This window comes from Desertihabitans aurantiacus, from assembly GCF_003344635.1.
GTDB classification, from domain to species: domain Bacteria; phylum Actinomycetota; class Actinomycetes; order Propionibacteriales; family Propionibacteriaceae; genus Desertihabitans; species Desertihabitans aurantiacus.
Map to the genome: position 1 here is coordinate 1 of NZ_QPKK01000030.1, position 20,302 is coordinate 20,302.

The following is a 20,302-nucleotide window of genomic DNA, read 5'->3' on the forward strand; positions in this document are numbered from 1 at the left end:
CGTCGCCGCCGCGGCGGGCTGGTGGCGCTGGCCGCCGTGCTGGTGGCGGCGGTGGTGCTGGGTGCGGTGCTGCTGCCCCGGCTCATCGGCCAGGAACCGGGCACGGCGACCGGCCGCCCGGACACCTCGGCACCGTCGGCCCCCACCGACCCCACCGGGGAGGCCGAGCCGGCGCCGTCGGAGGACACCAGCAGCGCCCCGCCCGCCGACGACGGGTCGGGCGGGGAGGACCGGTCGGAGCAGGGGTCCTCGCCGTCGCCGTCGCCCAGCGAGGAGCAGGACGGGTCGCCGACCGAGGACCAGCTGACCGCGGCGATCACCGACTACTACGCGCTGATGCCCGACGACACCGACGCGGCCTGGCCGCGGATGACATCGAGCTACCAGAGCGACCACGCCGGCGGCCGGGAGGCCTACGAGGACTTCTGGGACGACATCGACCGGGTCGAGGCCAGCGACGTGACGGCGTCCCCGCCCGATGAGGCGCAGGCCACCCTCACCTACTACTACGACGACGGCCGGGTGCTGGTGGAGCCGACCGCCTTCGAGCTGGTCGAGGAGGAGGGCACCCTCAAGATCGCCGCCTCCACGGTGCTGAGCAACCGCTGAGCGATGGGGCTGCAGCTCTGGTCGCGGGCCTCGGACTCGCCGTGGGTCGACTCGGTGTGGACCAGCCGCAGCGACGACATCGCCACCATGACCTCGGTCGCGACCGAGACCTGCGGGCTGGTGTTCTGGCGCCAGGACGGAGTGGTCGCGGCGGCGGTCACCGGCCCGGAGAGCCGCACCGGTGCCGCCCCTGTGCCGGCCGGCGCGGACTTCGTCGGCATCCAGCTGGCGGTCGGGACGTCGCTGCGGATGCTGCCGACGCCGGCGCTGCTCGACTCCGGTGTGCGGCTGCCCGACACCGCGGCCCGGAGCTTCCGCCTCGACGGCGCCCGCTACGAGACGCCGGGGGCGGACGACGCCGAGGCGCTGGTCGCGCGGCTGGTGCGCGACGGCGTCCTGGGCCGTGACCCGGTGGTGGCTTCGGTGCTGGACGGCCGCGGTGGGCCGGCGACGACCCGGACGGTGGAGCGCCGCTTCCGCGCCGCGACGGGGCTCACCCGAGGGGCGGTCGAGCAGATCCGGCGGGCCCGGGTGGCGGCGGAGCTGCTCGCGGCCGGACGTCCGGCGGCGTCGGTGGTCGAGATGTGCGGCTACTACGACGAGCCGCACCTCGCGCGGGCGTTGCGCCGCTACGTGGGCCGCACCGCCGGCCAGCTGCGGGCGGGGGCTGGCGGTGCGATCGCGCTGCAGACGTCAGCGGACGACGTCGTAGACCGCCTTGATGACGCCGTTGCCGTAGGCGGCCGACTCGCGCAGTGAGAGCCGCTGCTCGCGCTGCACCCGGCTGAAGACCGTCCTGCCCTCGCCGAGCAGCACCGGGAAGACCAGCAGGTTGTAGCGGTCGACCAGACCGGCCTCGGCCAGCCGCAGCGCCAGCTCGCCGCTGCCGTGCATGAACACCGCCCCGCCCTCGCCCTGCTTCAGCGCGGCGACGTCCTCGGTGCTGCGCAGGATCTGCTGCTCACCCCAGCCCTCGACCAGCGCGTCGGGCTGCAGGGTGCTGGAGACGACGTACTTGGGCAGGTCGCGGTAGGCGGCGTGGTCCTCCGAGCCCGGCCACACCGACGCGAACGCCTCGTAGCTGCGGCGGCCGAACATCAGCGCGCTGGTCTCCTCCAGCTCCTCGCCCTTGAGCGCGAACGCCTCGGGGTCGAACTCCGTGTGGAAGACCCAGCCGCCACCGGGGTGGCCCTCCTGCCGGCCACCCGGCGAGTCCATCACGCCGTCCAGCGTCACGAACCCCGTCCACACCAGCTCCCGTGCCATGCCGATCCTCCTCGTCCCCGGTGCCGGACACCCTGCCCCGCGCTCCGGACCCGACCCTAGGGACGGACGTCCTGCGTTGTCGTGGACGAAAACGACACGCCGTGATCAGCCGTCCAGGCCGGGGGTGACGAGCCCGGACTCGTAGGCCAGCACGACCAGCTGGGCGCGGTCGCGGGCGCCCAACCGGGTGAGCAGCCGGCCGACGTAGGTGCGCGCGGTGGCGGGGCTGAGGTGCAGCGAGCGTCCGATCTCGTCGTTGGACTCCCCCAGCCCGACGCGGGCGAGCACCTCCCGCTCGCGCGGGGTGAGCGCCGCCACGAGCTCCGGCCGCAACCGCCGCGGCGTGCGGGCGACGAAGGTGGCCAGCACCTTGCGGGTCACCGCGGGCGAGAGCAGCGCCTCACCCGCGTGCACGGTGCGGATCGCAGCACGCAGGTCGGCCGGCCCGATGTCCTTGAGCAGGTAGCCCGCCGCGCCGGCCTCGATGGCCGCGGCGATCTCTTCGTCGCCGTCGAAGGTGGTGAGGACGACCACCCGGACGTCGGCCAGCGCCGGGTCGGCGGTGATGCTGCGGGTGGCGGCGATGCCGTCGAGCTGGGGCATCCGCAGGTCCATCAGCACCACGTCGGGTCTGAGCTGGCGGACGAGGCCGAGCCCGGAGCGCCCGTTGTCGGCCTCCCCGACGACGGTGATGTCGCCGTCGCGCTCGGCGAGCGCCCGCAGCCCGGTGCGGACCAGCTCCTGGTCGTCGACCAGCACCACCCGGATCACCGGTCGATCCTCGTCGGCATCCGTGCCTCCACCGTGAACCCCTTCCCCGGCTCGCCGGCGGCGCTGAGCGTCCCGCCGAGGAGCCGCACCCGTTCGGTCATGCCCAGCAGCCCGGCGCCGGTGTCGGTGCCGGCCACCGGGCCGTTGCCGTCGTCGCTGACCCGCACCAGCAGACGGCCGTCGACCACCTCCGCGCGCACCTCGGCGTGCGCGGCGCGGGCGTGGCGGATGATGTTGGTGAGCGACTCCTGCACGACGCGGTACGCGGCGGCGTCGACCGTGGGCGACAGGGCGCCGTCGGGCACCGTCACCCGGGTGCGGACGTCCAGCCCGGTCGCCGCTGCGGCCTCGGTGAGGTCACCGACCGCGGCCAGCGAGAGCAACCGGTCGCCGTCCTCCTCGCTGCGGCGCAGCAGCCGCACCAGCGAGCGCAGCTCGGCCAGCGAGGCCCGGCTGGCCTCCCGGATCCGTCCGACCGCCTGGGCCGCGGCCGCGTCGTCGTGGCCGACCGCCTCCTCGGCGACGCCGGCCTGCAGGCTGATCACCGAGAGGGTGTGGCCGACGGTGTCGTGCAGCTCGCGGGAGATCCGTTCGCGTTCGGCCCGCACCTGCAGCTCGGTCTCGCGGCGGAGCTGGGCCTCGGTCAGCTCGGCGATCCGGGCCCGCTGCTCGGTCGCCAGCCGGCGAGACCGCACCAGGTGGCCGACGACGACCGCGGCGGCGAACAACGCCACGTTGGCGATCGACTCGTACCCCAGCAGCGTCCCGAGGGGGACGTCGTCGTCACGGATGCGGAAGGCGGTGGCGACGGTGAGCACCACCACCGCGGTGCCGACCGGCCAGAGCACCAGCCCCCGCTCGGCGGCGGAGAACAGCGCGGCGAGCACCGGCAGCGCGACCCCGATCGGCGGGTAGTCGAAGGTGTAGTAGGCGAAGGTGGCCAGGGTCGTCAGCACGAGCACCGTGCGCGGCAGCCGCCGGCGCAGCAGCAGCAGCGACCCGAGACCGACGGCGAAGGCGTAGGCGCGCAGATCCGGCGGGCGGGTGCCGCCGTCCGTGGTCGCCATGACCAGCGCCAGCGCGGCGGCGAGCAGGACCGCCAGCACCGCGTCGGGCGCCCAGGGCGCGGCCGCGAGGGTCGGCGTCCGGCGGGTCATGGCCTCAGCGTAGGGACGCCCCGGCCGGTGGCGCAGCCGTCGACGGGTGCGTCCGGGGTCGCTCCTCGACGTAGCGGGTGGTCGTCGAGCGACGGTGCCGCTCGCGCCGCTGAGCGGATCCGCCGCCGTGGCCGGCCGCCTAGCGTCGACGTCCATGAAGCACTCCCTGCGGGCCATCAGCTGGCCCCTCGTCGTCGCCCTCGGCGCGTTCGCCCTGATCCGTCCGGTCACCCGCATCGTGACCGACCAGCTGGGGCTGTCCCCCGGTCCGGCGCTGCCGGTCGTGCTGACGGTGGTGGTGACCGCGGTCTGGGTCGCGGTGGTCGGCCTGTCGCGGGTGCCGCACCCGCTGCTCACGCTGGTGCTCGCCGGGGTGGCCTACGCGGTGCTGTCCATCCTGCTCAGCGCCGTCCTGTCGCCGCTGCTCACCGGCGAGCTGCAGGGACCGCTGGCGATGCCGCTCGCCATCATCCCGGTGCTGCTGGTCGGCGCCGGCTGGGGTCTGGTCGGCGGTGCGCTCGCCCTGCTGCTGCAGCGGGTCCGCACCGGTCGACGCGAGCCGGCGGGGCGGGCTGACCGGTGAGCGGGACGACCGGACCCGACGGCGAGGACGGGCGCGGGCGGCCGAGTGGCCCCTGGCGCACCACCGGGGTCGCCGCGCTGGGTCTGGTCGGCGGCTTCCTCGCCGCCCTGGTGCTGCAGGACGTCCTCGCCCAGGGCCTGCTCGAGGACGGTGCGCCGGGCGTCCGGCCCGAGGCGGGCCTGCTGCTCGGGGCGCTGCTGCCCGTGCTGTCGGTGCTCGGCGTCGCGGTGGCGCTGGTGGTCGACCGGCGGGCCCGCCACCAGGGATGAGCCCGGACACGCCCCGCCTCGCGTCCCATCGGGGACGCGGGCGGGGCGTGCGGGCCGTGGGCTCAGACGGCCCAGTAGTAGCTGGCCGACCCGTAGGCCGGGTACTCCGCGCGGCTGTCGACGTGGGTGAAGGTGCTGTAGCGGATGATCCCGGAGAAGCCGGAGCTCTGCGCGTAGCCGATGGTCTGGCTGACCGAGCGTCCACTGACGACGATGTCGGCGGCGATGCCGTACATGTGCTGGCTGTTGGAGGCCCCGCCGACGCTGCTGTTGTGGCGGATGCTGCGGAAGCCGCTGTTGATGGTGATGGGTCGGTCGCCGGACTTCTTGCGGACGGCCTCGAGCTTGTACATCAGCCGCCGCACGTTCTCCTTGACCTCGGCCGCGCCGACCCGGCCGCCGCTGAACCCGGCGCCGTCCTTGGAGTGGAACTCGGAGAAGTTGAAGTTGCGGGTGGAGCCGTCGGCGTCCTCCAGCGCGTTCAACGCGCGCTGGGTGTCGGGGCCGACCACACCGTCCGCGGCGAGGCCGTAGGCGCGCTGGAAGCGGATCACCGCGGCCCTGGTGCCGGGGCCGAAGGCACCGTCGACGGCCACGTGGGTGCGGGAGGGGCCGTCGGCGGCCCAGCCGGCCACGCGGATCTGCAGCTCGCGGACGTCGGCACCGGAGGAGCCCTCGCGCAGCGTGCGCGACCAGCTGTAGGCCTGCGCCTCGGTCGGGGCCACCAGGCCCACGGTGCCGAAGGAGAGCAGGACGGCGAGCAGGGCGGTCACCAGCCGCTGCGCGGCGCGGGACCGGGTCGGGGAGGTGGGGGCAGGGGTCACGGACATGGTCAACCAGCCTTCCAGAGGGGGGTGTGTCGGGCGGGACGTCACCGACCCTAGGGAGGTCCGCTGCTGGGTGTCCAGGGTCCGCCGACTGTCGTCCGAACCGGTCGGCCAGCTGTCACCTGAGAGCCCCCGACAGGATTCGAACCCGCGACCTGCTGTTTACAGTATGGGCAGCCCTCGGGCGCTGACTAGGGGAAACGTCCCGCCAGGGCCACTCTGGTGCCACATTGGGGGCCAGCGCGCTGCCCCGTCAGCCTGTCCATCCGATCGCCGACCGCGTCGAGCCCGTCACCCATCAGGTGCCCGTACAGATCCAGGGTCATCGTCGCGGTCTGGTGCCCGAGCGCGATCTGCACGGCCTTGACGTTGGCGCCTGACTCGACCATCCACGACGCCGCTGTGTGCCGCAGGTCGTGGGTCCGAACGTCCGGCAGCCCGGCCCGCTGACGGGCGCCTGGCCGGTCCCTCTCCCCCACCGAGATCCGCTTCCACGACAACAGCCGCCACGGGCCGCCAGCGTGGGTAATCAGCAGCGGCTCGCCCGGGCCGCGGCCGGCGCTCTGCTCGACGAACTACCGCCCGCGGATCGTCAGCGGCAGCACCGGCGTCACCGCCACCCAAGCCCCCGACCCGCTCACACCCGGCGGGCTGTACCTGTGGGAGCTGGCCTACGCCCCGGACCCTGGCGGCGGCACGGGCGCCATCCAGTACCGGGTCAGCCAGCCCGACGACACCCTCATCTACGAGTGCCCCGCTCAGAGCCGCACCATGGTCGGCGCCCCGCGTACCGGTTCGGCACCGCGCAGACCACCCACGGCCTCACCACCCAGGAGATCCGCGACGCCCAGTGGGGGCCGCAGGATTCGGGGTGGGTCGGCCCGTACCCGGCTGCCGCGCCCGTTGTCGAGCTGAGCCGCCCGGCCGAGCCAGTCGAGCCCGGCACTCCGGTCACCGTCACCGGCTCGCTCGCAGGCGGCGGCGCGGCCACCTCCTGGACGTGGACCAGCCCGGACGCCACCCTCGGTGGTAGCGGCAACTCGCGCACGTTCACCGCCCCCTCTGCCATGCCACCCGGGACAACGGTCGAGATCACCGCCACCGCCACCACGGCCGACGGCACCAGCGACCCGGCCACCATCGAGGTTGACGTCCTCCCCCGGCTGCACTGGACCCGCGTCCCGGGTGCTGACTGGGTCGGGCCGACGTCCACACCTGAGCACCCCAACCGCCGGCCATCCACGCACGGGTGAGAGCCGGAGCCCACGGTGATGGGCAGACAACGGCCCCCGGCTCCTCTACGCGAGGAGTCGGGGGCCGTTCGTCGTTGTCAGGCTGGCTGCAGGTCGGCAACCTCGTCCGGACCAGAAGAGCGGCTGCGCCCCGGCTCGTCCAGCCAGGCCAGCGCCTGCCGCAACACCCCAGAGGTCAGCTCCCAGTCCGGCACAGCGTGCCGGTGCGGGCCGTCGTACTCGAAGTACCTCACCCGCTCCCCCTCAACACCGGCCTCCGCCACTGCCCGGCGGAACAATTCGTAGTGGTCCCCGATGTGGGTGTGGTCGTTGAGGTTCTGCACGTAGAGCACCCGGTTCGGCTGCGGAGTGCGGTAGCGCTCCACCACGTTCAGCCGGTCCCCCGCCGGATCACCCCACTCCGTCGTGATCGCCTCAAGACCTTCCGGAGGGGTCAGATGCGGCATGACCGTGCGGATGTAGTTGCGGGCAGGCCGCCAACTGCCGCCGGGCACGTACCGCGGGATTGCCGTCTGCGGGTTGATCGGGATCGCCACGCTGCCCGGCACACGGGGCGACACCTGCAGGCAGGCGAAACCGCCGCCCGAGCCGCCCATGAACACCACCTTCCGGGCGCCGACGGCTGCAGCGGCGCGGCTCACCCAATCCGCCAAGATGTCCGGCAGCGGCAGATCCTCCCAGCCCGTGTACCAGGCCAGCGTCAGCCCCTCATCGAGCTGCAGCGCCGGGTCGGCGAAGTAGAGACTGCTGTAGGGCATGCCGCGGAAAGTTCGCAGCCGCTCGAATCGGGGCAACGTGACCGTCTCGCGGTTCGTCGCACCGTGGAGGCTGACGAGCAACACCTCAGACCCCTGGTTCAGCAGCAGCGCCTCAAGGTCGGCGCCGCGTCCGACCGGGGAGCGGTACTTGGTCACACCCAGCTCACTGGGCGGCTGCCAGTCGTGAACGTCGGGCACCAAGTGGAACGGCAGGTCGGGGTGGTGGGTGAAGTCCTCCAGCTTGACGACCGTCGGCGGGCTGCTCATGGCGGCAGACTGTAGCGGCGGACCACCCGCGAGCGTCGCTTGAGTCTGCGCCCCGACACGCTCCGGCCGCGGTCGAGTCGCGGCGGAGAGCGGCTCCGCCAACTGCCTGGCCGACCCACGGCAGACCCGTCATCTTGGGCCACATTCTGGGCCACATGACCGGCTGGGGGTCCGGGCAGTCCGCACAACCACAGAGCCCGCCAGCCACGACGGGCCACACCGCTCCCCACCGCTCAACGCACTGCTACGGCGGCTCAACGCGACTCTGACTAGGCGAAACAGTCGAGCCCCCGACAGGATTCGAACCCGCGACCTGCTGTTTACAAGACAGCTGCTCTACCAGCTGAGCTACGGAGGCAACCCGGTCATTGTGCCGGACGTCGGCCGCCCGACGACACCCGGAAACCACTGTCGACCAGCGCCTCGATCTCCTGACCGACCTCGTCGCCGAGCGCCGGCATCGACATCCGCGCCCGCCACGGCCGGCCGGTCTGCCTGGCCAGGGCGAGCTTCTGCCGGGCGATCGAGGGGCCGAGGACGTCCACCACCCGGTCGACGGACGCCTGCGCGGCGGCGCCCCCGGGCTGCTGGAGGGCGTCGAGGAAGGGCTGCGGCAGCACCGGGAAGCAGCCGGAGACGACGCCCGTACCGCCGACGCCGGTGATGGTGAGGAGGCGACGGTCGTCGCCGGTGTACAGCTCCTGGTCCGCACGCAGGGCGGCCCGGTAGCCGGCCAGGTGGTCGTTGGCCGAGCCCGACACCTTCACCCCGCGCACGTGCTCGAGGCCGCTGATGGTGGCCAGTCCGGCCGGCGACACGGTGGCGCCGGTCCGCTCGGGGAAGAGGTAGGCATACGTCGCCAGACCCGGCTGCCGGGCGCTGAACTCCCCGACGTAGTCGACCACCTGCTGCTCCTCGACCGGCAGGTAGTACGGCGTGAGCAGGGCGAGCCGCGTCAGACCCAGCTCGGCCGCGGCGACGGTCAGCGCGAGCGCCTGGGAGAGGCTGCCCGCGCCGACGTGGGCGACCACCCGGTCCGGGCCCAGCTCCTCGGCGGCCACCCCGAACAGGCGCACCCGCTCCGCGTCGCTCAGCGCCGGGAACTCCCCCGTCGTCCCCGCGACCAGGACGTCGCGGTGCGGTTCCGGGAGCCGCCGCAGCAGCTCGCGGAATGCCGGCTCGTCCACCTCGAGGTCGGTGTCGAACGGGGTCGGCAGCGCGCTGATCACCACAGGCGGTCCCATCACCCCATCCTGCCCCGACCCGTTCACCAGCCGCGGTCGACCACCCGCTGCAGCCGGCGCCGGGCGGCGGGGTCGAAGGCCGGATCCGTGAGCGCCTCGGCGGCCACATCCCGCAGCTCACGGCCCTCCGACGCCGCGCGGATCCGCAGCCAGCCGTCGAGCGCGGCCCCGTTGCCCGGGGTGTGCGCGGAGCGGCCCGGCGTCAGCGCCAGCTGGTACAGCGTCGGCAGCCGGTCGGGGTCGCCGAGCTCGGCGAGGAAGTGCGCCACCCCGGACTGGAAGGTCCAGCCCCGCCGCCGCACGCTGGTGGCGACGACGTCCTCCAGCGCCGGGTGGCCGCGCCGGTGCAGCGCGGTGAGGAACCGCCACACCAGGACGTCCTTCGGTGCGGCGCTGTAGATCTGCGGCCAGCGCGCCAGCAGGGCCTCCAGCGCCTCGTCGGTCAGCCGGTCCGGGTCGACCAGCCAGCGCACCACGTAGCCCTGCGCGGCGACGTCGCCGCCGACCATCACCTCGTTCAGCCAGGCCCACTCGGCCTCGGTTCGCTGCTCGGCCGGACGTGCGGTGACGAGCGCGATCCGGGCCTTGACCGCCGCGGTGTCGGTGACGTCGGGGAACGGTTCGCCGGCCCGGTCCGCGACCGCCCGGCTGGTGATCTCGAAGACCCCGTCCGGCCCGTGGCTGGTCACCTCGAAGGGTTCTGGCAGCCGGCTCAGCACCTCCGCGACGCGGGCGTGGTCGCCGCCCCAGTTGATCCGCAGCGGGCCGGTGAGCTGGCCGTCGGCGTCGAAGGCGGCCGCGGCCTGGGTGTGCCAGAACAGCCAGTGCGGCCGTTCGATCCCCCGCCGCGCCGCCTCGGCCCGCGCCTCGTCGTGCCCCTCGGACTGGTCGAGCCGGCCGCTCGGTGGCAGCGCCACCACGTCACCGATGTCGACCGAGCGGAAGAACGCGGTCAGCAGGGCTCGCTCCGAGGGCACGGCCGCGACGCTACCGCCGCTCCGGGTCGCGTCTAGCAGGTGTCGGCGGCCGTCGCGAGGCCCGGGCGCGGAACGTGATGCAACGGTGATCAACATTTGCATCGTTCAGGTGCCTGCGTTTGGGTAGTGGGGCCCTGAGGAGAGGAGCCCGTGTGCTCGAGTTCGTCCTCGACCGCGCCCCGGACCTGGCGTACCGGTCGTTCCAACACGTCAGCCTGGTGGTCCAGTGCGTGCTGCTCGCCACGGTGATCGCCGTCGCTGTCGCCCTGCTCGTCACCACCGTCCCCCGGCTGAAGCCGGTGGCCAACTTCGTCAGCTCGGTCGGGCTGACGGTGCCGTCGCTGGCGCTGCTCGGCCTGATGCTCCCCGTCGTCGGCATCGGCACCCTGCCCTCGGTCGCGGTGGTGACGTTCTACGCCGCGCTGCCGATCCTGCGCAACGCCGTGGTCGGGCTGGAGGGGGTCTCGGGCAACCTGCTGGAGTCGGCCCGCGGCATGGGGATGAACCCGTTGCTCACCTTCCTGCGGGTCCAGCTGCCGTTGGCCTGGCCGGTGATCCTCGCCGGCCTGCGGGTCTCCACCCAGATGTCGATGGGCGTGGCCGCGATCGCCGCCTACGCCCTCGGCCCCGGTCTGGGCGGGTGGATCTTCACCGGCCTGGCCCAGATCGGCGGCCAGAACGCCGTGAACTACGCCCTGACCGCCACCATCGCCATCGTCGTCCTCGCCCTGCTGCTCGACCTGCTGCTGCGGGTGCTGGGACGGTTCACCATTTCGAGAGGGATCAGCGCCTGATGACGACCACCGAGCCCACCCCGACGACCGACGCGGGCCCCGAGTCCGTCAGCGGGGCCGAGATCGTCTTCGACCAGGTCACCAAGAGCTACTCCGCGCAGGGCAAGCCGGCGGTCGACTCGCTCTCGCTGACCATCCCCGCCGGCCAGATCGTCATGTTCGTCGGCCCGTCCGGCTGCGGCAAGACCACCTCGCTGAAGATGATCAACCGGCTGATCGACCCCACCTCGGGCACGATCACCATCGGCGGCAAGGACGTCCGCAGCCAGGACCCCGACGACCTGCGGCGCCAGGTCGGCTACGTCATCCAGGGCGGGTCGCTGTTCCCGCACATGACCGTGGCCCAGAACATCGCCCTGGTGCCCGGTCTGCTGCGCTGGGACAAGAAGCGCATCACCGACCGGGTGGAGGAGCTGCTCGACCTGGTCGGTCTCGACCCGGTCCGCTACCGCGACCGGTTCCCGCGCGAGCTCTCCGGCGGTCAGCAGCAGCGCGTGGGGGTGGCCCGCGGGCTCGCCGCCGACCCGCCGGTGATCCTCATGGACGAGCCCTTCGGCGCGGTCGACCCGATCACCCGGCAGCGGTTGCAGGACGAGCTGATGAGCATCCAGTCCGAGCTGAAGAAGACGATCGTCTGCGTCACCCACGACATCGACGAGGCGATCAAGCTCGGCGACCGGATCCTCATCCTGCAGGAGCACGCCCAGATCGCCCAGTACGACACCCCCGAGGCGATCCTGTCGGCCCCTGCCAACGAGTTCGTCGAGGACTTCGTCGGCAGCGGCTCGGCGCTCAAGTCGCTGTCGCTGACCCGGGTCGAGGAGGTCGAGCTGACCGAGTGGACGACCGCCACGGTGGGCGAACCCGTCGGTCCCGTCCTGGAGCGGGCCCGGGCGGCGCGCCAGAAGTCCGTGGTCGTCCTCGACCAGCGCCGTCGGCCGGTCGACTGGGTCAACATCAGGGCGCTGACCGGCGAGACCGTGCCCGCCCCCGTCGACGAGGCCCGCGACCTGCACCAGATCGACCACCGCGCCACCCTCAACGACGCGCTGGACACGATGCTCGTCTCCGCCTACGCCGGCGTCATCGTCACCGGCCGCCGCGACCAGTACGTCGGGGTGGCGACGTTCGAGGCCGTCACCGCGCTGATCACCGCCCGCAACGAGGCGGCCCGGCAGGCCCAGGAGGACGCCGATGAGCAGTGACACCGCGACCCCGGCCCCGCCGACCGACACCCCCACCGCGCCGCAGGGCGAGCGGTCCCGCTCGAGCCGTCGGGTCAGCCGCGACGACCTCGGGCTGCTGCTCGGGCTGCCGGCGCTGTGCGCCGTGCTGCTCGGCGGGTGGGCGGTCTGGCGGGCCACGGCCGAACTCGACGACATCGAGGCCCGCTCGCTGGCGTGGGGGCTCCTCGTGCAGCTGTTCGGTGAGCACCTGCTGCTGACCGCGCTCTCGGCCGCTGCGGTGGTCCTCACCGCCATCCCGCTGGGCATCGCGCTCACCCGTCCCGCCGCCCGACGGGCCGCGCCGGCGGTCGTCACGGTGGCGAACTTCGGCCAGGCGGCGCCGGCCATCGGCATCCTCATCCTGCTGGCCATGTGGCTGGGCTTCGGCGTCCCGGTCGCGGTGCTGGCGCTGTCCCTCTACGCCTTCCTGCCGGTGCTCCAGAACACGATCGTCGGCCTGCAGGGCGTGGACCAGACGCTGGTGGAGGCGGCCCGCGGCATGGGCATGTCGCGCTGGAGCGTGCTCGGCCGGATCGAGCTGCCGCTCGCGCTGCCGGTGATCATGGCCGGCGTCCGCACCGCCCTGGTCCTGGCGGTGGGGACGGCCGCGTTCGCCACCTTCATCAACGCCGGCGGGCTCGGCTCGGTGATCACCACCGGCCTGTACCTGTTCCGCAACTCCGTCCTGATCAGCGGTGGCCTGCTGATCGCCGTGCTCGCCCTGCTGGTCGACTGGGCCGGTCGCGTGCTCGAGCTGGTGGCCACCCCGAAAGGCATGCGATGACCTTGACGACAGCAGCGACCTCCGCCACCCGGGCCGGACGGCTGCGCCGCGGTGCGCTGGCGCTGGCCACCAGCCTGACCCTGGGTCTCAGCGGGTGCGGGCTGGGCACCGCCGGTGGGTTCGTCTCCAGCGGCGAGCTGGACGGGCCGCTGGCCGGGGTCCCTCCGCTGGAGGGGGCCCAGATCGCGGTGGGCTCGAAGAACTTCACCGAGCAGCTGGTGGTCGGCAAGATGGCCGTCATCCTGTTCGCCTCCGCCGGCGCGGACGTGCAGGACCTCACCAACATCCCCGGCAGCTCCACCACCCGTCAGGCCCAGGTCTCCGGCGAGCTCGACATGGTCTTCGAGTACACCGGGACGGCCTGGATCGCCTACATGGGTGAGACCGAACCGATCCCCGACGAGCAGGAGCAGTACCGGGCGGTGGCCGAACGCGACCGCGAGAACGGGCTGACGTGGCTCGAACCGGCGCCGATGAACAACACCTACAGCATGGCGGTCACCCAGGAGACGGTCGAGGAGTACGGGATCAGCACCCTCTCCGACATGGCCGAGGTGCCGGTCGAGGAGCGCACCTTCTGCGTGGAGTCGGAGTTCAACAGCCGCAACGACGGCCTGCGCCCGATGCTGGAGACCTACGGCGTCCCGGTGGGCACGGAGGTGCCGGAGGACAACATCAAGATCTTCGACACCGGCGCCATCTACGCCGCCACCGCCAACGGCGAGTGCACCTTCGGCGAGGTGTTCACCACCGACGGCCGGATCGTCGCCCTCGACCTGGAGGTGCTGGAGGACGACAAGAAGTTCTTCCCCAACTACAACCTCTCCGCCGTGGTGCAGCAGGACCTGCTGGCCGAGCACCCGCAGATCGAGCAGCTCCTCACCCCCGTGACGGAGAAGCTGACCGACGAGGTGATGCTCGAGCTCAACGCCCAGGTCGACGTCGAGGGCCGCGACCCCGCCGACGTCGCCTACGAGTGGCTGGTCGCGGAGGGATTCATCACCCCCTCGGCGTGACGCGGTCGTCGGCAACCAGCCCGATCACAGCGCGCTGAGCCTGTCGAAGCGTGGGCGGGCGATCGCCCTTCGACAGGCTCAGGGCGTCGGGGTGGCTCAGGGCGTCGGGGTGGCTCAGGGCGTCGGGGTGGGCTCAGGGCGTTGAGGTCGGGTCAGTGCGTCCGGGTGCAGGCGGGGTGTCGGCGTCCTCCTCGGCCGGCTCCGCGTGCTGGCCCTGCTTGCGGCGCGAGCGGAGGATCGCGGTGACGAAGACCACGCCGATCAGACCCAGGGCGATCCACAGCGAGATGTCGGCGTAGGCCTCCACGACCACCCGGGCCGGCTCACCGAGGGCGAAGCCGAGGGTGACCCAGCCGCACTGCAGCACGATCGAGCAGAGGATGCTGACGATCCAGTAGGTGCGCCAACGCATCCCCGCGATGGCCACGGCCGCCACGATGATCGTCCGCGGCAGCGGGAGCGGGAGGAACGCGACCACCAGCGCCAGCACCCCGTAGCGGCGGGCCAGCGCCTCGGCCCGCTCGGCGCTGCGCCGGGCCCGCTTGCCCCGTCCCTCCAGCAGCAGGTCGATCAGCCCCTGGCCCCACAGCCGTCCGGCGAGGAAGAAGATCCAGTCGAACTTCAGCAGCGAGAGGATGCCGAGCACCAGCCCCAGCACCCACAGCGGGTGGTCGACCACCCCGAGCACCACCAGCGCGGAGCGGCTGCCGGTGAGCGCGGCCTGCAGCACCGGGTTGGCCACCACGAGGTAGGCCCGCAGCGGCAGCATGACGAGGCTGTAGATCCCCATCACGACGATCCCGAACCAGCAGACGAGGTCCCACCTCCCGGGCCTGCCCTTCCAGGGCATCCGCGGGTCGTCCCACCACTCCTTCTCGGGACCCTCCGGCTCAGACGCGCTCACGGGCCACCTCGAACGCGGCGATCGCCTTGTCCAGGTCGGCGCGGCTGTGCGCGGCCGACATCTGGGTGCGGATCCGGGCCCGGCCCTTCGGCACCACCGGGTAGCTGAACGCGCGGACGTAGACGCCCTCGGCCAGCATCACGTCGGCCATCGCCACGGCGCGGGCGGCCTCGCCGACCATCACCGGGACGATGGGGTGGTCGGACTCGGGCACCTCGAAACCGCGTTCGGCCAGCGCCCCCCGGAAGTAGGCGGTGTTCTCGCGCAACCGCTCCAGCAGCTCCCCCGACGACTCCAGCAGCCGGAACGCCGCCAGCCCCGCGGCCACGATCGAGGGTGCGACGGAGTTGGAGAACAGGTAGGGACGCGAACGCTGCCGCAGCACCTCCACGATCTCGGCGCGGGCGGAGGTGAAGCCGCCCGAGGCCCCGCCGAGCGCCTTGCCCAGGGTGCCGGTGACGATGTCGACGCGGTCCTGGACGCCGAACAGCTCCGGGGTGCCGGCCCCGGTCGGCCCGGTGAAGCCGACCGCGTGGGAGTCGTCGACCATCACCATCGCGTCGTGGCGCTCGGCCAGGTCGCAGATCTCGTCCAGCGGGGCGAGGTAGCCGTCCATCGAGAAGACGCCGTCGGTGGCGATGAGCCGGAAACGGGCCCCGGCGGCCGCCTCCAGCTGGGCCTCGAGGTCGGCCATGTCGCGGTTCTGGTAGCGGAACCGCGAGGCCTTGCAGAGCCGGACGCCGTCGATGATCGAGGCGTGGTTGAGCTCGTCGGAGATGATCGCGTCCTGCGGGCCGAGCAGGGTCTCGAACAGCCCGGCGTTGGCGTCGAAGCAGGAGGAGTAGAGGATCGTCGCCTCGGTGCGGAGGAAGCGGCTGATGGTCGCCTCCAGCTCGGTGTGCAGGGTGGTGGTGCCGCAGATGAAGCGCACCGAGGCCATCCCGAAGCCCCACTCCTCCAGCGCCTGTCCGGCGGCGGCGACCAGCTCGGCGTGGTCGGCCAGCCCCAGGTAGTTGTTGGCGCAGAGGTTGACCACCTCGCGACGGCCAGCACCGTCGGGGACGGCGATCTGGGCCGACTGCGGGCTGACCAGCGGCACCTCCACCTTGTACAGCCCGTCGGCGCTGAGCTGCTCCAGCTCGCCCCGCAGGTGCTCCTTCATCGCGGTGTACATCGTCACCTCTCGTCCGTCGCTGGGCCCATCATCCCCACCTCATCACGACCTTGCCGCTGCCGCCGTCGCGTGCGGTGGCGAAGGCGGCCTCGTGCTCGGTGTGGTCGAACCGGTCGGTGATGACGCCGGAGATGTCGAGCCCGGCCTGGGTGAGGACGTCCATCGCGTACCAGGTCTCGAACATCTCCCGGCCGTAGATGCCCTTGATGGTGAGCATGTTGAGCACCACCGTGGCCATGTCGATGCGGACGTCGCCGGCGGGCAGCCCGAGGGCGGCGATCCGGCCGCCGTGGGTCATCGAGGCGATCATGTCCTGCAGGGCGGCGGCGCTGCCCGACATCTCCAGCCCGACGTCGAAGCCCTCCCGCATCCCCAGCGTCTGCTGCGCCTCCGCGGCCGAGGACGTCCGGACGTCCACCGCCAGCGTCGCGCCGAGCTGCTCGGCCAGCGCGAGCCGCCGCTCCGACAGGTCGGTGACGACCACGTTCCGCGCGCCGGCGTGGCGGACCACCATCGCCGCCATCAGCCCGATCGGGCCGGCCCCGGTGACCAGCACGTCCTCGCCCAGGCAGGGGAAGGTCAGCGCGGTGTGCACGGCGTTGCCGAAGGGGTCGAAGATCGCGGCGACGTCCAGGTCGACCGGTTGGCGGTGCACCCACACGTTGCTGGCCGGCAGCACCACGTACTCGGCGAAGCAGCCGTCGGCCTGCACCCCGATCCCGATGGTGTTGATGCACAGGTGGCGCCGGCCCGCGCGGCAGGCCCGGCAGCGTCCGCAGACCAGGTGGCCCTCGCCGCTGACGACGTCGTCGACGTGGACGTCGGTGACCGCCGAGCCGACCTCGACCACCTTCCCGGAGAACTCGTGGCCGACGACCCGCCCGGGTGCGACCCGGGCCGCGGCCCAGGCGTCCCAGGACTCGATGTGCAGGTCGGTGCCGCAGATGCCGGTGCTCGCCACCCGGATCAGCACGTCGGACGGGCCGGGCTCGGGGACCGGCACGTCGAGGAGCTCCAGACCGGGTCCGGCCTGGGTCTTGACCAGGGCCAACATGCTGCGTGATCTCCCCGTGCCGACGACGTCCCGGCGCAAAGGTAGCGACCGGGACCGTCACCGGTCATCCGGTCGGACCGCCGAGGTCGTCGACGAGGCCCCGAGGCCGGCGTCGCGCCGGCGGCAGGCGGCCTGGATGAGGCCCCGCCCAGGAAGGGTCAGCGGGGGCAGCAGCGTGGTCGTCCCGGCGCCGGCACCCCGGCAGGAGCCGGGTGTGGTGTCAGCCGCGCTCGCGGACCCGGGCCCCCTTCGCCTCGGCGGCCTGGCGCAGCTCGTCCTGGAACGTCAGCACCCGCTCGGTCAGCGCGGGGTCGCCAGCGGCCAGGATGCGCACGGCCAGCAGCCCGGCGTTGCGGGCGTTGCCGATGGCGACGGTGGCCACCGGGACGCCGGTGGGCATCTGCACGATCGACAGCAGCGAGTCCATCCCGTCCAGGTGCTTCAGCGGCACCGGGACGCCGATCACCGGCAGCGGGGTCAGCGCGGCGAGCATCCCCGGCAGGTGGGCCGCTCCGCCGGCCCCGGCGATGATCACCTCGATCCCGCGGGTGTGCGCCTCGCGGCCGTAGCGCACCATCGCCTCGGGCATCCGGTGGGCGGAGACGACGTCGGCGGTGCAGGGGACGTCGAACTCCTCCAGCGCGGTGGCCGCGGCCTCCATGGTGGGCCAGTCCGAGTCCGACCCCATCAGGATCGCGACGCGGGGACGTCCGGCGGTCGGCTCAGGCATCGGGGTCTCCCATCAGGTATCCGGCGGCGTGCCGGGCGCGGCGGCGGACGTCGTCGAGGTCGCGGCCGAAGGTGGTCACGTGGCCGACCTTGCGGCCCGGCTTGACCTCCTTGCCGTAGAGGTGGGCGCGGAGCCGGCGGTCGCGGGCGAAGCAGTGCAGCAGCGCCGAGGGCAGGTCCTCCTCGGTGCCGCCGAGCACGTTGCCCATCACCGTCCAGGGCTGGCGGGCGGTGGGGTCGCCGAGCGGCAGGTCGAGGACGGCGCGCAGGTGGTTCTCGAACTGCGAGGTGTGCGCGCCGTCGATGCTCCAGTGGCCGGTGTTGTGCGGGCGCATCGCCAGCTCGTTGACCACCACCGAGCCGTCGCGGCGCTGCATCAGCTCCACCGCCAGCAGACCCACCACCTCCAGCTCGGCGGCCAGGCTCAGGGCCAGGTGCTGGGCGGCGGTCGCCTGCTCCTCGGTCAGCCCGGGGGCGGGCGTGGTGGTCTCGACGCAGACACCGTCGCGCTGCACCGTCTCGCTCACCGGGTAGGCCACTGCCTGCCCCGAGGGCGAGCGCACCACCAGCGCGCTCAGCTCGCGGGCGAAGTCGACGAACTCCTCCGCGACGATCCGGACCTCGCCCGAGGCAGCGCCCTGAGCCTGTCGAAGGGCCGTGAAGGGCACCTCGGCCTGCTCGGGGCCGTCCAGCTTCCACACGCCCTTGCCGTCGTAGCCGCCGCGGGAGGTCTTGGCGATGACCGGCCAGCCGGTCCGCTGGCCGAAGGCGCGCAGCGCGTCAGCGTCGGGGACCACCTCGAAGACCGGGCAGGGAGCGCCGGAGGCGGTCAGCCGCTCCCGCATCACCGCCTTGTCCTGGGCGTGCACCAGCGCGGCCGGGCCGGGCCGCACGGCGACCCCGTCGGCCTCCAGCCGCTGCAGGATCCCGGTCGGAACGTGCTCGTGGTCGAAGGTGATGACGTCGCAGCCGGCGGCGAAGGCGCGCACGGTCTCCGGGTCGGTGTAGTCGCCCACCGTGACGTCGGCGACCACCTGGGCGGCCGAGACGTCCGCGCCCTCGGCCAGCAGCCGGGTGCGCACGCCCAGCCCGATGGCGGCCTGGTGCATCATCCGGGCCAGCTGACCGCCGCCGATGATGCCGACGACGAACGGACGGGCGGGAGCAGGGGTCACGAGCCGGGAGCCTAACCGACCACGCCGGCGCGGCCGAAACCGTCGGAGCCGCCGCGTACGGTCGTCCCCGTGCTGTCGTTGCCCGCCCTCGCCGAGCCCGAGGCCCTCCACGACTGGGCCGAGCCCGAGTCGGTGCGCCGCGGTCTGGAGTACGCCCGCGCCGGTCGGGTGACCCGCAGCGAGGTGCGCCAGGAGCGTCCCGACCACCTGCAGGTCAGCGGCACGGTGCAGGGTGCGGTCGGCTACCGCACCGCGGTCAGCTTCACCGAGCTGCCCGCGCACCTGGCGGCCCGGGCGGTGTGGTCCCCGGTCGAGGTGGACGCCCGCTGCACCTGCCCCGTGCGCTGGTCGTGCAAGCACACCGTCGCCACGGTCGTCGAGGCGGCCCGCAACACGTCGCTGCCGTCCTGGCGCTCGGCGCTGGAGGAGCTGCTGGACGGGGTGGACGAGCGCGACGAGGAGCCCGGCCCACCGCCCGAGGTGACCCCGGTGGCGCTGATGGTGGTGCTGCCCAATGCCCAGCAGCAGCGGGCCAGGGTGTTCGCCACCCGGGCCTCCGGACGTCCCCGGCTGGCGGTCCGGCTGACCCGGCGCGGGCGGTCGGGACGCTGGGTGCGCAGCGGGCTCTCCTGGCGCGAGCTGGCCGCGGTCGAGCACAGCACCCAGGAGCGCTACGACCCCCACCACCTGCAGCTGTTCCGGGAGCTGCAGGTGGTGCTGCAGGGCAGCCAGCCCTACTGGAGCCCGGGCTCGGACACCGCCGACCTGCATGCGGCCGGGCCGGCGCTGTGGCCGCTGCTGGAGCGGATCCGCGAGGCCGGGGTGCCGTGGGTGTGCTCCGAGCGCCGCACCACTGTCGAGGTGGCCGACCAGCCGGCCTCCCTCGAGCTCGACCTCAGCACCCGCGAGGGCGGGGTCGAGGTGCGCCCGGGGGCGACCTGCGGGTCGCACCACCACCAGGCCGCCGACGTCGGCTTCATCGGCGAGCCGGCGCACGGGGTGGCGCTGTGGCGCGAGGACGGGTCGGGCACCACGATCACGCTGGCCCCGCTGACCCGGCCGGTGCCGCGGTCGGTGCGCACCCACGTCGTCCAGCACCGTCCGCTGCTGGTCCCGGCCGAGGGTGTCGACGACCTCCTCGCCGACTACCTGCCGCGGCTGCGCAGCACGGTCGAGGTGCGCTCTCGCGACGGGTCGGTGCCGCTGCCCGACCAGGCCGTGATCCGGCTGCGCGGGCAGCTCACCTGGCACGAGGACGCCAGCGCGGAGCTGGCCTGGCGCTGGGTCTACGACGTCGGCGACGGCCACCCGCGCGATCTGCCGGTCGACGACCGCGACGTGGGCCGCGGCCAGCGCGACCCGCGCCGGGAGCGGGAGCTGCTCGACGCGCTCGACCTCGACGAGGAGCTGGCGGTGCTGCTCGGGGTCGGCCAGCACGGGCCCGGGACGCTGGCCGCCCGCCGCC

At 73.2% G+C, this 20,302-nt stretch carries 22 protein-coding genes, 1 tRNA gene and 1 pseudogene; 10 read left to right on the forward strand and 14 right to left on the reverse strand.

The genetic code is table 11. The features are described 5' to 3' along the window. Together DVA66_RS04405 and DVA66_RS04410 are read left to right on the forward strand one after the other, a co-directional pair. A pseudogene (locus DVA66_RS04405) lies at positions 1-609 on the forward strand (hypothetical protein); the annotation flags it as partial. 3 nt (positions 610-612) lie between these two features. Beyond that, positions 613-1,368, forward strand: coding sequence for a helix-turn-helix domain-containing protein (locus DVA66_RS04410; protein WP_114558965.1), 756 nt, complete (start codon positions 613-615; stop codon positions 1,366-1,368). Here the strand turns inward: DVA66_RS04410 and DVA66_RS04415 are convergent. The 3 genes from DVA66_RS04415 to DVA66_RS04425 all read right to left on the reverse strand — a co-directional run bounded on the left by DVA66_RS04415 (position 1,303) and on the right by DVA66_RS04425 (position 3,803). Beyond that, positions 1,303-1,875 (reverse strand): dihydrofolate reductase family protein, encoded by a 573-nt coding sequence (locus tag DVA66_RS04415; protein WP_114558966.1) that lies wholly within the window; start codon positions 1,873-1,875, stop codon positions 1,303-1,305. The genes DVA66_RS04410 and DVA66_RS04415 overlap by 66 nt on opposite strands. Before the next feature lie 105 nt (positions 1,876-1,980). Beyond that, the gene (locus DVA66_RS04420; protein WP_114558967.1) at positions 1,981-2,646 is read right to left on the reverse strand and encodes a response regulator; all 666 of its coding nucleotides are present in this window, start codon (positions 2,644-2,646) and stop codon (positions 1,981-1,983) included. Next, complete coding sequence (locus tag DVA66_RS04425; protein ID WP_114558968.1) at positions 2,643-3,803, reverse strand: sensor histidine kinase; 1,161 nt, start codon at positions 3,801-3,803, stop codon at positions 2,643-2,645. Before DVA66_RS04425 ends, DVA66_RS04420 begins: the two co-directional genes overlap by 4 nt. Positions 3,804-3,957: 154 nt before the next feature. Between DVA66_RS04425 and DVA66_RS04430 the strand changes: the two genes are divergently transcribed. Both DVA66_RS04430 and DVA66_RS04435 read left to right on the forward strand, forming a co-directional pair. Beyond that, complete coding sequence (locus DVA66_RS04430; RefSeq protein WP_114558969.1) at positions 3,958-4,386, forward strand: hypothetical protein; 429 nt, start codon at positions 3,958-3,960, stop codon at positions 4,384-4,386. Beyond that, positions 4,383-4,655, forward strand: a complete 273-nt coding sequence (locus DVA66_RS04435) for a hypothetical protein (RefSeq protein ID WP_114558970.1) — start codon at positions 4,383-4,385, stop codon at positions 4,653-4,655. The genes DVA66_RS04430 and DVA66_RS04435 overlap by 4 nt, the downstream gene beginning before the upstream one ends. 62 nt (positions 4,656-4,717) lie before the next feature. On the opposite strand, the gene DVA66_RS04440 is transcribed toward DVA66_RS04435, so the two are convergent. Beyond that, positions 4,718-5,485, reverse strand: a complete 768-nt coding sequence (locus DVA66_RS04440; protein WP_114558971.1) for a D-Ala-D-Ala carboxypeptidase family metallohydrolase — start codon at positions 5,483-5,485, stop codon at positions 4,718-4,720. 188 nt (positions 5,486-5,673) lie between these two features. Then, positions 5,674-5,961 carry a tyrosine-type recombinase/integrase gene (locus DVA66_RS21885; RefSeq protein ID WP_198671479.1) on the reverse strand — a complete coding sequence of 96 codons (288 nt, stop codon included), beginning with the start codon at positions 5,959-5,961 and terminating at the stop codon, positions 5,674-5,676. Positions 5,962-6,231: 270 nt separating this feature from the next. Between DVA66_RS21885 and DVA66_RS04450 the strand changes: the two genes are divergently transcribed. Beyond that, a complete protein-coding gene (locus DVA66_RS04450) occupies positions 6,232-6,735 on the forward strand; it encodes a hypothetical protein (protein WP_114558973.1) in 504 nt (167 codons plus the stop codon). A gap of 77 nt (positions 6,736-6,812) precedes the next feature. On the opposite strand, the gene DVA66_RS04455 is transcribed toward DVA66_RS04450, so the two are convergent. The 4 genes from DVA66_RS04455 to DVA66_RS04470 form a co-directional block, all read right to left on the reverse strand. Continuing rightward, on the reverse strand, positions 6,813-7,760 hold the full coding sequence (locus DVA66_RS04455) for an alpha/beta hydrolase family protein (protein WP_114558974.1): 948 nt from the start codon (positions 7,758-7,760) through the stop codon (positions 6,813-6,815). Between the two features lie 285 nt (positions 7,761-8,045). After that, positions 8,046-8,118, reverse strand: a tRNA-Thr gene (locus DVA66_RS04460). A gap of 7 nt (positions 8,119-8,125) precedes the next feature. Then, on the reverse strand, positions 8,126-9,004 hold the full coding sequence (locus tag DVA66_RS04465; RefSeq protein WP_114558975.1) for a dihydrodipicolinate synthase family protein: 879 nt from the start codon (positions 9,002-9,004) through the stop codon (positions 8,126-8,128). 23 nt (positions 9,005-9,027) lie between these two features. Further along, positions 9,028-9,981 (reverse strand): hypothetical protein, encoded by a 954-nt coding sequence (locus tag DVA66_RS04470; protein ID WP_114558976.1) that lies wholly within the window; start codon positions 9,979-9,981, stop codon positions 9,028-9,030. Between the two features lie 152 nt (positions 9,982-10,133). Between DVA66_RS04470 and DVA66_RS04475 the strand changes: the two genes are divergently transcribed. The 4 genes from DVA66_RS04475 to DVA66_RS04490 are packed head-to-tail and all read left to right on the forward strand — an operon-like array spanning position 10,134 to position 13,801. Continuing rightward, a complete protein-coding gene (locus tag DVA66_RS04475; RefSeq protein ID WP_114558977.1) occupies positions 10,134-10,775 on the forward strand; it encodes an ABC transporter permease in 642 nt (213 codons plus the stop codon). After that, the gene (locus DVA66_RS04480) at positions 10,775-11,980 is read left to right on the forward strand and encodes an ABC transporter ATP-binding protein (RefSeq protein ID WP_114558978.1); all 1,206 of its coding nucleotides are present in this window, start codon (positions 10,775-10,777) and stop codon (positions 11,978-11,980) included. Before DVA66_RS04475 ends, DVA66_RS04480 begins: the two co-directional genes overlap by 1 nt. Beyond that, positions 11,970-12,785 carry an ABC transporter permease gene (locus tag DVA66_RS04485; protein WP_114558979.1) on the forward strand — a complete coding sequence of 272 codons (816 nt, stop codon included), beginning with the start codon at positions 11,970-11,972 and terminating at the stop codon, positions 12,783-12,785. The genes DVA66_RS04480 and DVA66_RS04485 overlap by 11 nt, the downstream gene beginning before the upstream one ends. 2 nt (positions 12,786-12,787) lie before the next feature. After that, positions 12,788-13,801: a glycine betaine ABC transporter substrate-binding protein gene (locus DVA66_RS04490; protein WP_232821754.1), complete on the forward strand. Its 1,014-nt coding sequence runs from the start codon at positions 12,788-12,790 to the stop codon at positions 13,799-13,801. A gap of 133 nt (positions 13,802-13,934) precedes the next feature. Here the strand turns inward: DVA66_RS04490 and DVA66_RS04495 are convergent, their stop codons facing one another. The 5 genes from DVA66_RS04495 to DVA66_RS21520 form a co-directional block, all read right to left on the reverse strand. Continuing rightward, positions 13,935-14,705 (reverse strand): DedA family protein, encoded by a 771-nt coding sequence (locus DVA66_RS04495; RefSeq protein ID WP_114558981.1) that lies wholly within the window; start codon positions 14,703-14,705, stop codon positions 13,935-13,937. Then, the gene (locus DVA66_RS04500; RefSeq protein WP_114558984.1) at positions 14,692-15,867 is read right to left on the reverse strand and encodes a glycine C-acetyltransferase; all 1,176 of its coding nucleotides are present in this window, start codon (positions 15,865-15,867) and stop codon (positions 14,692-14,694) included. Before DVA66_RS04500 ends, DVA66_RS04495 begins: the two co-directional genes overlap by 14 nt. A 40-nt stretch (positions 15,868-15,907) precedes the next feature. After that, positions 15,908-16,933 (reverse strand): L-threonine 3-dehydrogenase, encoded by a 1,026-nt coding sequence (tdh, locus tag DVA66_RS04505; RefSeq protein ID WP_114558982.1) that lies wholly within the window; start codon positions 16,931-16,933, stop codon positions 15,908-15,910. A 220-nt stretch (positions 16,934-17,153) separates the two neighbouring features. Beyond that, the gene (purE, locus tag DVA66_RS04510) at positions 17,154-17,663 is read right to left on the reverse strand and encodes a 5-(carboxyamino)imidazole ribonucleotide mutase (protein WP_114127802.1); all 510 of its coding nucleotides are present in this window, start codon (positions 17,661-17,663) and stop codon (positions 17,154-17,156) included. Continuing rightward, positions 17,656-18,837, reverse strand: coding sequence for a 5-(carboxyamino)imidazole ribonucleotide synthase (locus DVA66_RS21520; protein ID WP_269801590.1), 1,182 nt, complete (start codon positions 18,835-18,837; stop codon positions 17,656-17,658). Before DVA66_RS21520 ends, purE begins: the two co-directional genes overlap by 8 nt. Positions 18,838-18,906: 69 nt before the next feature. On the opposite strand from DVA66_RS21520, the gene DVA66_RS21525 reads away from it, so the two are divergent. Then, positions 18,907-20,302 (forward strand): SWIM zinc finger family protein (locus DVA66_RS21525; protein ID WP_232821755.1); only part of this gene is annotated, 1,396 nt, incomplete at its 3' end.